The sequence below is a fragment of the Actinacidiphila sp. bgisy167 genome, from assembly GCF_965342175.1.
In the GTDB taxonomy this organism is placed as follows: Bacteria; Actinomycetota; Actinomycetes; order Streptomycetales; family Streptomycetaceae; genus Actinacidiphila.
Map to the genome: position 1 here is coordinate 1 of NZ_CBDRBL010000088.1, position 13320 is coordinate 13320.

Here is a 13320-nt window from a genome sequence, read left to right on the forward strand (position 1 = left end):
CTTTTGGGGTGGCCCCCCCACACCCCGACTGGAACGGGTCCCGGATCAAGGACGCCCTGGTCTCCACGTCCGTGGCGACGCCGAACATCCCCGCGGACTCCGGCGGCAACGGACGCGTGGACGCGGTGGCCGCCACCAGCAGCACGCTCGTGGCCACCGCCACCGCCGATGCCGGGATCCACCCTCCGGGCGGGGCAGCCGGAGGGACCGTGACCCGTACCGTCGAATGGGCCAACTCCGCTGACACCGCCGTCACCGTGGCGCCGCGGGTGGACGCCCCGGGCGCTCCCGACGGCCTGTTCAGCGTGGCGGACCGTCAGATCACCGTGCCCGCCCACGGCACCGCCTCCACCACCGTGACCACCACGCTCGACCGTGCTCCGGCGGGATCCCGCTTCACCGGGCACGTCGAGGGCGTCGTCGACGGCAAGGCCGTCACGCGCACCCTTCTCGCGGTCAGCACGCGCGACGAGTACCACCACCTGCGCATCCACGTCACCGACCGCGCCGGTGACCCGTTGGTGGGCCCGGTGCTGTACCAGCGCAAGGGCGACGAGTACGCGCAGATGCTGTGGACCGACCTCGACGGCGTGCTGGACACCGTCGTCCCGCCGGGCACGTACACCGTCTGGACGTGGGGCGCCGTACGCGGCGTCCACGGCGAGTCCTCCTACGGGCGGGCGCTGCTGGCCAGGACGGGCGTCGTCGTCGGCAACGCCGACACCGACACGACCCTGGACGGCACGAAGCTGCGCAGAACCGAGGTCGTCACGCCGAAGACGTCCACGGACAGCGACATCCGCATGGACTTCACCCAGTCCTTCGAGGACGGCTCCCCGGCGGTCACCGACACCACGACCCTCGGCTCCGGCTTCGACAGCGTGTGGGCGCTGCCCATGCCGAAGGCCGCCGGCGGCGACCTGGCGTACACGGTCCGCTGGCGCATGCAGCAGCCGCTGCTGGCGCTCTCCTCCGGTGACCAGGTCTTCGACGACCTGTGGCTGCAACCCGGTTCCGGCCGCCCCACCGAGGGCGCCAAGACGCTGCCGACCGTCTTCGCGGGCAGCGGCACCGCGGCGGAGTACGCGGCCGCGGGCGTGGGCGGCAAGGTCGCAGTGGTCCGTTACACGGGCAGCGACAAGCAGGTCACCGCTGCACAGAAGGCAGGCGTCGCCGTGCTGGTCATGGTGAACGACCTGGACGGCCGGCTGCGCGAGCCCGTCCGCCGCACGGACCTCGTCGTCGCGGGCATCTCGCGCACCGAGGGCGAGACCCTGATCGGCCGCATCCAGGACAGCCGCACCGGCTCCGTGCCGATGCGGGTCGTGGGCCACGCCGAGACGGACTACCTGTACGACCTGGTGCACACCTGGCACCGCACGATCCCGCAGAAGCAGACCTACGCGCCCGCCGAGCACCACCTGGCCCGGGTCGACGTCGGCTTCCGCAGCGAACCGGGCACGGATGTCGACGAGTTCCGCTACGACATCCAGCCCTACCTCGGGGCGAAGGTCGGCGGCACCCGGCTGTCGACGGCCGGCGCCGAGCGCACGGACTGGGTCACCCCCTCCGGTGAGGCGACCTGGATGGAGGAGGCCGCCAACGGCATCCGCTCGATCCAGTCCTCCGGCCTGGTCGGCTACCCCGCGGGGCGCACTACCGACGTCCAGTGGTTCGGGCCCGTCGAGCACCCGCGCATGAACGAGAGCCAGCGGCTGCCCCAGCGCAACGGCGACGTCCTCGACGTGGCCATCCCGGCCTGGGGCGACGGCGGTCGCGACCACGCGGGGGTGATCGGCCCGGGCACCACCTCCCAGGTGAACGAGCTCTACCAGGGCGACGCCCTGGTCACCCGCACCGACGGCGGGTGGCTCGGCGGCGACGTCCCTGCGGCGTCGGGCCACTACCGGCTGGTGACGTCCACCGAGCGGACGGAGGGGTACCCGTACTCCACCGCGACCCGCACCGAGTGGGGCTTCACCTCCGCGACGCCGCGCACGGACGACCCGCAGGTGCTGCCGCTGCTGCAGCTCGACTACGGGATCACCACCGACGCGGCGGGCGCCGCCCGACGCGATGCCGAACTCACGGTGATGCCCGCGCAGTTGCCGGGTGTCACGGCCGCGAAGGTCCGCACCGACGCGGTCGAGGTCTCCTACGACGACGGCCGGACGTGGCGCAAGCTCACGCTGCGCGGCGCGGCCGACGGCGCCGCCCGGGTCCGGCTGGACGCGCCACGGCGGGCGGAGTTCCTGTCGCTGCGCGTGCGGGCCTCCGACAAGCAGGGCAACACGGTGACGCAGACGGTGATCCGGGCGACCGGCCTGGCCTGATCCTGCTGCACGCACCGCGCGGCCGGTCCCTCCTCCGGGAGGGGCCGGTCGCGTCGTCGTTCCCTGGCCCTTCATCGCCCCGGACCGGCAATCGAAGGTGCTCGCCGGGTGCCGGGAGCGGGCCTGGGCCGCCACCGGCACTCCGTGATCGGATGGGCCCGTGAGACAGCACGGGCGTGAGGGGGGCGAGGTGGCGTCGGCGGAGAAGACGTGGGCACGGGCCACGGTATGGCTGCTGTCAGCCGTGGCGGCGCTGGCCGTCGGGGTGGCGATGGTCGTGCAGACGAGCCGGGCACTGGAGCGGGAGCGGGAGTTCCGCGCCGCGCCGGCGTGTGCCTCCGTGCCGGTCGAGGCGTCGGAGTGCCGGTGGGAGCAGCGCTTCACCGTGCGGTCGGCGGACACGCACAGCGGTTCGCGGAGCGAGTCGCCCGGAGCCGTCCTGACACCGCCGTCGGGCGAGCCGTGGTACGTGACGTTCCGGCAGACCGGTCCCGTGCTGTCGCGGTTGGAGGAGGGTGACGAGGTCGTCGGCGTGGTGTGGCGGGGGCGGCTCGTCGACCTGCGGGACGCGGCGGGGCGCTGGCAGGAGACCAGCGACGGCCCTCTGGAGTGGCCCGAGGACCGGCTCGGCGGGGCGCTCGCGGGTCTCTCGTTCGGTCTGATGGGCCTCGTCGGAACGCTGTGGCCTCTCCTCGCGCGGGGACCGCGCCACGCGAGCGCGGCGCGCGCGGTGCGGTGGCACGGCGTCGCCATGGCGGTGGCGGCCATCGTGACGCTCTGGGTGCAGGCGGCCAACGACTGGCCCATGTGGTCCCTGCCGGCGACCTGGGCGCCGCTGGCGCTGCTTCTGCTGGCCTCCGCGGCGGTCTTCGCCGCGGCGCGACTCCGCGGCGAGTTCGAGGACGACGCCAAAGGTATGAAGGCAGCCACGCGTGGGGCACACCAGACGCCGCACCCGTACACACCACCCGTCGCCCGGAACGTCGGCGACCGTCCGCAGTGACAGCCGTGCACCCGGCCCGACGAGGCCCCGCACACCTGGCAGACCGCGGTGTCCAGCGGCGTCCGGGCCCGCACCACAGCGGCAGGCACGGGCCACCTCATGATCGTTGATCTTCGACACTCCCATGATCACGAAGCCCGTGCCTGCTCTGCTATGCACCCCAACCGGTCACAACCCGACCAACCGCCCGACCCCGGACCTCGCCCAAGCCCTGGCGGTGGGGCCACCGGCCCACCGCCCGCCACCAGCCTCGTGAATTCAGCTACGACGCTGGCTGGCCCCTGATCTGACGCCCTGATAGTAGAAGGGTGCCCCCGCCGAGTAGCCGGGAGGGATCTCACCTCCCGGCTCTCACAGAACCGTGCGTAACAGTCGCCCGTTACACGGCTCTTGTCGCTCTGATCGTCAGGTCTGGACGGCGTTGACGGTGTAGCGCCAGTGCGCAAACATGCGGGGGTATCGCTGGGCGATCTCCTGCATCTTCGCGATGGCCTTCCGTCTGGCCGCGAGCCGCTTGTACTTTCGGCGGATCCAACGCACCAAGTAGGCGTTGATGCGCATCAAGATGGGGTCCAGCTCCCACGGACGAAAACGCCCGTAGTAGTTGATCCAGCCCGCCACCACAGGGTTGATTCTGCGGGCGAGCTCCTGGAAGGACAGTTCCGAGCGGGTGTGTAGGTGCCAGGACCGCAACTCCCGCCCTATCTTCTTCAGGGCGTCCTTGCTGGCCGCCGGGTCGATCGCCAGGAACTGGTTCCCGTGGCGACTCCGGTTCTTCCTGGCGCGGAACGTGTACCCGAGGAAGGTGAAGTCCGTGTGCTCGTAAGCGCCACGGCGGCGACCGTCCTTGCAGTAGATGATCCGGGTCTTGTCCGGGTGCAGCTGCAACCCGACTTCGACCATCCTGTCCGTGAGCGCGGCCAGCACATAGCGGGCCTGGCGCTCGGAGACGCAGTGCAGCACCGCGTCGTCCGCGTAGCGTTCGAACCAGACGGACGGGAACTTCTGATCCATCCATGTGTCGAACGCGTAGTGCAGGAACAGGTTCGCCAAGACAGGAGAAACCGGGGCACCTTGTGGGGTCCCCCGCTCCCGCTCCAGCAGGGAGCCGTCGGGCATGACGAGCGGGGCGGCAAGCCACCGCCGAACATACAATTTCACCCAGACGGCGTCGGTATGCGCTTCCACCGCCTTGACCAGCAGGTCCCAGGGCACACTATCGAAGAACTTGGCGATATCGAACTCCACCACCCAGTCCCTTTTCCAACAGCGTTCCCGGCATTTTCCTACCGCGTCCAAGGCAGACCGACCTGGCCGGTATCCGAAGCTGTCCGGATGGAAAACTGGCTCCACCCTTCGCATCAAATGCCGGGCCACCACGGCCACCGCGGGCTGTCCGGCGTCCCCGGCTCCGGGCAGGTGTGGTTCGTCGACGCCCTCTACCGCGACCACGCTGAGGTCGAGGACCGCGTGAAAGCGATCAAACGGGTCGGGCTCGGACTGCTGCCCTCGAAGTCCTGGCAGATCAACGCCGCGTGGGTCCTGGCCGCCACGATCGCTGCCGACCTTGACGCATGGACCCGGCTCCTCCTCCTGCACGACGAACCCGAGCCGGCCAAGGCCGAGCCCGAGACGATCCGCAGGAAGCTCTACCACCTGCCCGCCCGCCTCACCACCCACGCCCGCAGACGCACCCTCCACCCCGACCGCGCCTGGTCATGGGCGCCGACGTTCACCACCGCCTGGCAACGGGCCACCCAGCTTCCGGCCCTCACCTGACGGCCGGCCACCACCCGACGAGGACCAGGAAGGAGCAGACTGGCAGGACCCCGGCCCGCGGAACCCGACGCACCCGCAGCGACATGGACGGCCAGTCCCGACACAGCATGGGACATACCGGGCAACCAAGCCGCTCACGCCGTCACCGCCAGCCCTCGGAAGAATCGAGGTCAGCAGTCCCTTCTAAACGGGTGCCCACCTGATTCATGACACTCCCTGGGTTATTCGCAGATGTTGATGGTGGTGTCTTTTCCGAGGTCGAATTGGATGGTGGTGGGGGTGTGGGGAAGGTGGACGACGGCGTTGATGAATTCGATGGCGCGGTTGGCGGCCTGGGGGTCGGTCCGGTGTTCCGGTGCGATGGACACGATGGGCTGGGTCTTTTGTTCTGCGGGGGCGCTGAGCAGGGCTGCCCCGGCCTTGACGTATTCGGTGTACTCGGGTGTGCCGGTGGGCGGCAGCATGCTCGTGTCGAGCAGGTATCGGTGACTTTCGGGGCCCTGGCGAAATGGCTGGACCGGGTCGTGCACCGGGTTCTGCGGTGTTGTTGCCTGGACCTGGGTGCTGGCGGGTTCTGCGGTGTCGAGGCGAGGGGAAGTGGTTGTACTGGCCGATGCCGGCGCGCCGGTCGTTCGTTCCTGCGATGGGGGTGTGGCGCCGGTGGCGGCGTCTTCTTGTGGAGCGGTATCGGTGCGTGGTTGGTGTGTGTCGAGGACGTTCTGGATGCGGATGCGTCGTGGATCGCCGGCGGGCAGTTCGTCGAGCTTCGTCTGCAATACTTCGCGGTTCAGGCGGTTGGTGCGGGAGTTTTCGATTTCTACCCGGCCGATGTACGGGTCGGGCACGGTGTTGCTCTCACCCACCGGTAGAGGTTGAGTGCTTCGGTTCCGCGACTGGAAGAGGGCCTCTTGGTCGTAGAGGTCGCTCAGTCTGCTGGCTATTTTGTCGTAGTACTGACGGACGGTCTGGAGGTCGGGCTTGGGATCCGCGCCGAAGAACCTTATTTCGAGCAGCACAAGAGGGATGCCAGCGCCGCTATTGTCCAGCTTCTCGAATGTCGTCATGGTGCCGAACGTGTTGTCTGGCGAGACTATCGTGCCGTACTCCGGATCCAGCGCGTCTCGTACGTAGTGCGTCAGGGGTTGAATTGTGTCCGGCGCGTGCGGCACAAGATCCAGCAGGGTGAGGTTGGGATTCTGCTGCTTGTACTTATTCCGGAGGACGAACGCTACCGCCCGGTTGAATTCGGTGAAATGATCCTCCATGTCTCTGCGGATGTATTCGGCCTTATTCTTCAAGTACTCGTTGACGCGCGGAGGGAGGGCTTCCCTTATGGCCGACAGCGGGTTGCGGCTGAGGATCGGGGTGAAGTTCTTCGCCACCACCTCGGAGTCCACTTCAGTGACCTCGACGTAGTAATACCTCAGGACGGCAGCGAGGTGCGTGTAGACGAGCGCGGTGAAACCGGAGAGCATACGGGATTCCATTGCGGTAGTTCGACTTTCGCCGCGCCCCCTGTGCTGCTGCAAGTATTCCAATCCCACTTTGCTGCCGAATTTTATGCCGTGATCGAGGTTCGCCATCGATTTCCGGATCACGGGAACGACTTCCCGCGCCCTCCCCTCTTTTCTCGTGAATTCGAGGAAGGCGTGCAGGCCGGTCAGCGGAACTCCTGCGGTGAAGTGGATGCTGAGCTTTTCGGCCACGTCTGGCGGGTCGTCGTTGCCGAAGACCGTGGCGTCGACTCCCTCCGCGACCCTGAAACCCTCGCTCTCCGGGAACACGTCAGAGAGCGATCGCCCCTCCTCTGAAGAGAGACTGCTCAGCCGGTTCAGGACCACAGCAACGTCGGCGAACACTTCGTTCGCTGAGAATCCTGCTGTTTCCCTGCTGTGGACCCTCATCGGACGAGAGGTGATCTCAACGATCGATCGGCCGTTCAGATCCTCGTCTGCCACGAGTTGCAGCGTTCGGGTACTCATCAAAGATTCTTTGGAATCCGACGAGACTGGAAACTCGGTTTCGAGCTCCATGCCGAGCATGCCGTAGTGGTGGCTCGTAGGTGCGTCGACCAGGCTCTGGGCGGGGGCGGATGACTGGGGCTGGACGGGGAGGGCGGCGATGTCGACTGCCCGGCCGGTGGGGTCGATGACGGTCATGCGGGTGCCGCGTCCGGCCCGAATCCATCGTCGAGCCTGATCGTTCAGTGCTTCCACGGTGTTGGACGCCTGGGGGTCCACGCGCACGATGTGGGGCAGTCCCGTGGCCGGGTCAGTGCCGATGTGGGCGTAGAGCAGGGCGTGCCCGATGTCGTCCCTTCCTTGTTCGAGGAGGAGGGCTGTGCTTCCGCGGCCGGCCTGGTGCAGTGCTGTGATGATCTGGTCGACGGTCGACACAGGCATCCACGTTCCGCCCGGAACGAGTCGGTCCTCGGCCCGGTGGGAGCCGGCGGCGCTGTCGTCCACGGTGGTGGCCGGGCGGATCGCGTGGCGGCCCGGCAGAGCCGCGTGGATCTCTGCTGGGTGCAACCGCTCGAGCAGGGCTTCCATGAGGGAGACGCAGTTGAGCACGTTGGGATCGGCGGTGAACGCGTCCATCCCTATGCCGGCCCGCCCCGCGGTCTGCTTGACCGCGGTATCGACCGCGTCGCGGAGGAACGCGACCGGTTCTTCACCGCGCTGCCAAAGGCCGGTCAGGCCCTCTGGGGTGGTAGTGGTCGGGCCGGTGGTGCTGGTGTCGGCAGGCTGGGGCGTGGTGGCGCGGCCGCGTGGGGTGTCCAGGAACGCGTGAGGTGAGGGGGGTTGTTCGCGCCGGCCGGCAACGCTGTTGGACGCGGGGGTGTTCGGGCGGCTCGATGTCTGGGCGTCGTGACGTGACATGTCTGCCGTGGCGTCGCGCAGAGAGCGAGGCGTGTCCCGTAGCGATTCGTCGCTCCCCGCGAGGCGAACCGAGACGAAATCTCCGGTGGCTGTCTCGATCTGTTGGAGGGAGGAACTCGTCGTATGGTCCAGCACAGCAACCGCGGCGAACTCCTCGTCGAGTTCTTCGGACAGATGGCGGCCGGGGTGGCCGGTGTCGACCAGTTCTGCTTCAGCCTGATCAGCGGCCGGGGTCTGCGGTGTGCGCCGCCTCGACGATCCCGCCAGCGGTGTGTGCTGCTCGTTCGATCCGGTACGTCGATCCTCCACCTCCCATCCATGCGCGGTGTGGAGGAGGCGGTCGCGTTCGTCGCGCGTGAGGACGGCGGTCAGGCGGTGCGAGGGGATCCGGGTGAGCGCTCTGAGCGCCTGTTCCGCCGTCATCCCCTGGGGCGGACCGGCCACCACGTCTTGGTAGACCTCGGCCGCTTGCTGGACGTGCTCCATGAAAGCAGTGAGATAGGCGGGATCGAGGGTGCCGGTCCCGGCGAGGACGTCCCCCACGGGCGAGGGCATCTCGAAACACAGCCGGGCAAGAATACGATGACCCACGAGAACGGAAATCCCTTCACATCAACTACTGAACCACAAGAAGAGCGCCTGAACCGGCCGATACCAATCGGGCCACTGCTGATGACCGAGGCCTGTGCTCAGGAATCCACCACACTCTACTTGCAGGGTCTTTGATAGCCGTCTGTGCCGTTCTGAGGGGTGTCAGTAACTGGTGGCCATGTCCACAAACCGGCTGTAGTGGCCCTGGAAGGCCGTGGTGATGGTCGCGGTGGGGCCGTTGCGGTGCTTGGCCACGATGAGGCTGGCCTCGCCGGAGCGGGGTGAGGCCTGGTCGTAGGCGTCCTCGCGGTGCAGCAGGATCACGATGTCGGCATCCTCCTCGATCGAGCCGGACTCGCGCAGGTCGGAGACGACCAGGGTGTTGTCGGCGCGCTGCTCGGGTCCGCGGTTGAGCTGGGACAGCGCCACGATCGGGATCTCGAGCTCCTTGGCCAGGAGCTTGAGGTTGCGCGAGATCTCGGAGACTTCCTGCTGGCGGCTCTCGGGCCGGCGGGCGGCGCCAAACTGCACCAGCTGCAGGTAGTCGACCACGGCAGCTTCAGGTCGCCCTTCTCGCGCAGACTGCGGGCCTTGGCACCGAGTCGTCGATCTACAGCAGGGCGTCGACCAGGTCGGCGCTGGGCAGGTTGACCTTCCGCCGCAGTCCGTCGCCGAGGGTGGCGTTGGGGATGTGGGTGCGGCGGCACCTTAGCCTGCGCGGACAGCAGCCGCTGGGTAACCTCCAGGCGGCCCACTCCGCAGCCGTGACGTCTGGCCGGGCGTGCCGGCCGTACGCCGCCGGCTCGGCTGCCCCGTCTGGAAACGCGACGGTGCCGGCCCTCCTGGCGGACGAGGAGGGCCGGCACCGTGGTGTGCGGTGACGTCAGCCGATGGTGACGAGGGTGCCGGCCCCGTTGGAGTAGCCGACGTAAGCAGTGGCGGGGCGGTCGGACGGGACACCGCTCCACGAGGCGGTCAGCGTCAGCAGGACGCCGGGCTTCGTGGTGGCGCGCTGCGGAGTCACGCTGAAGGCGCCGGCCGTCGGGGTGCTGTCCGGGCCGATCAGGTTGGCCTGGAGGGAGAACGGGAAGTCCCCCAGCTGCGGCTGGCTGCCCAGGGTCATCACGATGGCCTGGTACTTCCCGGGCTTCATGCTCGGCACGCTCACCACCGGACGCGTCTCGTCCAGTGCCCAGTTGCCGACGACATACGGCGTCTGGCCGTTACCCGGGTTCTAGGCCGGCCCGCCCTGGAATGGAGCTTCGACGAGCAGGTCCTGCAAGCCGAGGCGGCGGCGGACGGCTGGTACGCGCTCATCACCTCCCGCCCGCCCGAAGCATCCGATGCCGCCCAGGTCCTGCTGGACTACAAGGGCCAGGGCGCAACCCATGCGGTGCTGTGTGCCTGCTCGTCCGTCCTGGCGAATGATCGGATCCGTCCGGAACGGTCGGGTGCGGCCGGGCCGGCCGCTGCCAGGGTTGACATCGAAAGGGAGGCCTCGTGATCTCGGCACTCAACCAGCTCGTCGATCTCGTCGAGCACCACCTCGCGGAGGAACCCGACGTCCGGGGTCTGGCAGCGACGCTCGGCACGACCGAGTACCACTTGCGCCGGATGTTCTCGTCTCTGGCTGGGATGCCGCTGTCGGAGTACGTGCGTCGGCGGCGCATGACCGTTGCCGCCGCCGACGTCGTCCGAGGCGAGGGCGATCTGCTGAGCATCGCCGTCCGGCACGGATACGGCTCAAGTGAGGCGTTCGGACGCGCGTTCCGGGCGGTCCACGGCGCCGGTCCCGGTGACGTGCGCCGCGACGGAGGCCCCTTGCACACACAACCGCGGCTCAGGTTCCGCCTGACCGTCGAAGGGAGCAACCCCATGGACACCCGCCTCATCGACCGACCCGCGTTCCGGCTCGTCGGACACGCGGCCCGGGTCCCGCTCATCCACCAGGGCGTCAATCCCCACATCCAGCGGCACATCGCCGCACTGCCGCAAGAGGAGCACCTACGGCTGAAGGCCCTCGGCGACACCGAAACCGGGAGGCCTGCTGCAGGTCTCCGACGACCTCGAGCCCGACGGCGGGGAGGGCAGCGAACTGACCTACCTGCACGGAGTGGCCCTCGCCCAGGACACGGCGGCCCCGGACGACCTCGACACCATCGAGGTGTCGGCTGGGAGGTGGGCGGTCTTCCGCACCAGCGGACCGCATCCGCAGGCCCTGCAGACGACCTGGGCGGCGACCGCGACCGAGTGGTTCCCTTCCAACCCGTGGCGGCTGCGGCCGGGGCCCTCGATCGTCGCGGTCCTCGAGCGCGCGGACGACTTCAGTACCGCCACGTGCGAACTGTGGCTGCCTGTCGAACCGGCGTGAGGCACCATCGGACACGGTTGAGTGCTTCGGTTGGCGGATTCCGCCGACCGGAGCACTCCGTCACACCCGCCTGCACCCCGCACGGGATGGTCTTCGGCAGAGCGCGGAGCGCCCTGAGGCGCGTTGCGACCGGTACCGCGCCCGAGCGCCGTACGGCCGACACACCCACAACCATTGCATACAGTATTCCAGCCCGGTAGTGTCGGGCCATGCTGCAGACGAATCCCGAAGACCTGGCCCTCTCCGCGATCACGCGGTCGGCGGCGACTCGTGCGGGCGCCCGTGCACGGCGGGGGCGGGCATGACGACCTACGGCGATGACGCGACGATCCGGCGGATACTCACCGCCACCGGCGGCACCTGGGCCGTGGTGGGCCTGTCCGACAACCCCGAGCGAGCCGCCTACCGCGTGGCCGCGAAGCTGCAGCGCATCGGCAAGCGGGTGGTGCCCGTGCACCCCAAGGCCGAGGCGGTGCACGGCGAGCGGGGCTTCGCGTCCCTGGCGGAGATCCCCTTCGCGGTGGACGTGGTGAACGTGTTCGTCAACTCCGCCCTCGCCGGGGGCATCGCGGACCAGGCCGTCGCGATCGGCGCCAAGGCGGTGTGGTTCCAGTTGGGCGTCATCGACGAGGCCGCCTACGCCAGGACGCGCGACGCGGGCCTGCTCATGGTGATGGACCGCTCCGCGGGTCGGGAGATCCCCCGCATGGGACTCATCTGACGGACGGGAGCACTCTGGTGCGGGCGCTTCGGGGGCGGATCCGACGCGGCGGTTCCTGGCGTAGTCGACGAGCCGGTCGGGTCCGGGGTTCTCCGCCGGCCATCCCGAGCGGGCCAGGTCGCGGCAGCGGTCCGCCACGAACGCGTCACCGAGGGGCTCGGTCCGTCCGGCGCGGCGTCCCGGCCGCAGCCAGGAGTCGGCAGCGGCGTCGGGCCGGCATGGGAGGCCGCCGAAAAACCGAGGGCGGGACGGGCGCGCGCCGGTGCATACTCCGGCGGTGATCGTCGTGCAGCCCGTGCTGGAACTCGCAACCGCGGACGGCTTCGCCCTATGGCCGGTGGCCGAGCGCGCACCGTTCACCTTCATGCCGCTCCATGGCGCCATGTCGGAGGCCGAGGTCGGCACGGCCGCGATGACCATCGCCGCCTACAACCACGTACGGGTGGACGACGAGGCTCCGCCCACCCGGCCCCTTGATCCCGTCGAGTATTTCGTGAAAGCACTGCTGGACGGGAGGGACGTCCAGGCGCCGGGCGGTCTTCAGGTCGCCGACCCCCTGGGAGGAGTCGTGCTGCGGCCCGGCTGCTGCAACGGCCTGGAGGAATGGCGCGACTGGTTCGACGTCCTCGACGGGCCCGGCCATGCCGGCTTCGGCCACGACCCCTCACCGCTCGCCGAACGGCATGGCGACACCGTGTTGTTGACGGTCGACACCCAGAGGGACGACAGTCCGGTGCTCGCGGTCGACATCGACGTGCTGCGACGCGGGATCGAAGGCGCCGAGCGGGACCTCGCGGGGTTCCTCCGCGCCGCCGCCGCCTGGGCGGCGGCACGTCTGGCCGGTCATGCCGTCCCGGTCGTCGCCGCGCTGGCCCGTGGCATCGGCATGCCGCCGCCCCAGGGGTAGCGCGGCCGCCGCGACCACGTCAGCCCGCGCTCAGCGGGTACCCGATGCCTGCGATGTCCTCGGCCAGCTCGTCGAGCGTGACCTCCGGGTTCAGTGTCGCGACGACCCGCGCGGTGAGCGGGCGCAGCGCCTGGACATGGCGTACGGCGTCCAGGTCGACCGGTACCCCGTAGTACTCCTCGGCGAAGGCGCGGAACGCCTCGGGCGAACGGTCGGTCAGCAGCTCGAACAGATACGCCGCGCCGTCGGCGTCCTCGCGGTCCTGCGGCAGCTCGACGGGGCCGTGCCGCCACGCGTCGTCCCCCGCCTCACGCCACAGGCAGACGGTCGCGACCGGCACCCCCTCCTCGTCGCAGAACGCGGGTTCCTCGACGTACGGACGGAACACATCGGGGACCTCGTCGAGAACGCCGGGCCAGGGCTCATGGTCCTCCGATCCGTAGGGACTGAGGGGCGACTCGTGGTCGAAGCCGCGGACGAAGGCCCCGGCGGCGGAGAACACGATCGCGTACTCGTCGCCCGATCCGTTGCGCACGGAGGCCATCTCCTCCCCCGTGTCCCATGCGGCGTCGAAGGAGTGGTAGCGCGTCTCCCACTCGGGGCTGAGGATCGCGTCGAGCATCGCCAGCGAGCGGCAGTGGTCGCGCAGTTCGGCGATGGAGGGCAGTCGTGGGGCAACGTCGTGAACGGTCACCCGCATATCCAAGCCCATGACTCCGACATCCCCGGCCCGGGC

At 69.2% G+C, this 13320-nt stretch carries 7 protein-coding genes and 4 pseudogenes; 5 read left to right on the forward strand and 6 right to left on the reverse strand.

All coding sequences use genetic code 11. The features are described from left to right. A pseudogene (locus ACRWND_RS25915) lies at window positions 1-2333 on the forward strand (hypothetical protein); the annotation flags it as partial. A gap of 910 nt (window positions 2334-3243) precedes the next feature. Here the strand turns inward: ACRWND_RS25915 and ACRWND_RS25920 are convergent. Next, a pseudogene (locus ACRWND_RS25920) lies at window positions 3244-3413 on the reverse strand (ISL3 family transposase); the annotation flags it as partial. Window positions 3414-3741: 328 nt separating this feature from the next. Further along, window positions 3742-4698 carry a reverse transcriptase domain-containing protein gene (locus ACRWND_RS25925; protein ID WP_431953470.1) on the reverse strand — a complete coding sequence of 319 codons (957 nt, stop codon included), beginning with the start codon at window positions 4696-4698 and terminating at the stop codon, window positions 3742-3744. Here ACRWND_RS25925 and ACRWND_RS25930 point away from each other — a divergent pair. Further along, the gene (locus tag ACRWND_RS25930) at window positions 4672-5115 is read left to right on the forward strand and encodes a transposase (RefSeq protein ID WP_431953472.1); all 444 of its coding nucleotides are present in this window, start codon (window positions 4672-4674) and stop codon (window positions 5113-5115) included. The two genes, ACRWND_RS25925 and ACRWND_RS25930, sit on opposite strands and share 27 nt — an antisense overlap. Before the next feature lie 221 nt (window positions 5116-5336). Here ACRWND_RS25930 and ACRWND_RS25935 read toward each other — a convergent pair whose 3' ends face one another. From ACRWND_RS25935 to ACRWND_RS25945, 3 genes and pseudogenes are all read right to left on the reverse strand, one after another. Beyond that, complete coding sequence (locus ACRWND_RS25935) at window positions 5337-8585, reverse strand: hypothetical protein (protein WP_431953474.1); 3249 nt, start codon at window positions 8583-8585, stop codon at window positions 5337-5339. Window positions 8586-8747: 162 nt separating this feature from the next. Continuing rightward, window positions 8748-9151 (reverse strand): annotated as a pseudogene (locus ACRWND_RS25940) (DnaB-like helicase C-terminal domain-containing protein); the annotation flags it as partial. A gap of 317 nt (window positions 9152-9468) precedes the next feature. Then, window positions 9469-9738 carry a hypothetical protein gene (locus ACRWND_RS25945; RefSeq protein ID WP_431953476.1) on the reverse strand — a complete coding sequence of 90 codons (270 nt, stop codon included), beginning with the start codon at window positions 9736-9738 and terminating at the stop codon, window positions 9469-9471. A 347-nt stretch (window positions 9739-10085) separates the two neighbouring features. Between ACRWND_RS25945 and ACRWND_RS25950 the strand changes: the two are divergent. The 3 genes and pseudogenes from ACRWND_RS25950 to ACRWND_RS25960 all read left to right on the forward strand — a co-directional run bounded on the left by ACRWND_RS25950 (window position 10086) and on the right by ACRWND_RS25960 (window position 12584). Beyond that, window positions 10086-10956: pseudogene (locus tag ACRWND_RS25950) on the forward strand (AraC family transcriptional regulator). Between the two features lie 301 nt (window positions 10957-11257). After that, the gene (locus ACRWND_RS25955) at window positions 11258-11677 is read left to right on the forward strand and encodes a CoA-binding protein (protein WP_431953477.1); all 420 of its coding nucleotides are present in this window, start codon (window positions 11258-11260) and stop codon (window positions 11675-11677) included. Between the two features lie 277 nt (window positions 11678-11954). After that, entirely contained in the window at window positions 11955-12584 is a 630-nt protein-coding gene (locus ACRWND_RS25960) for a hypothetical protein (protein ID WP_431953479.1), read from the forward strand. Window positions 12585-12603: 19 nt separating this feature from the next. On the opposite strand, the gene ACRWND_RS25965 is transcribed toward ACRWND_RS25960, so the two are convergent. Then, on the reverse strand, window positions 12604-13284 hold the full coding sequence (locus tag ACRWND_RS25965) for a hypothetical protein (protein ID WP_431953496.1): 681 nt from the start codon (window positions 13282-13284) through the stop codon (window positions 12604-12606). Between the last annotated feature and the right edge of the window lie 36 nt (window positions 13285-13320).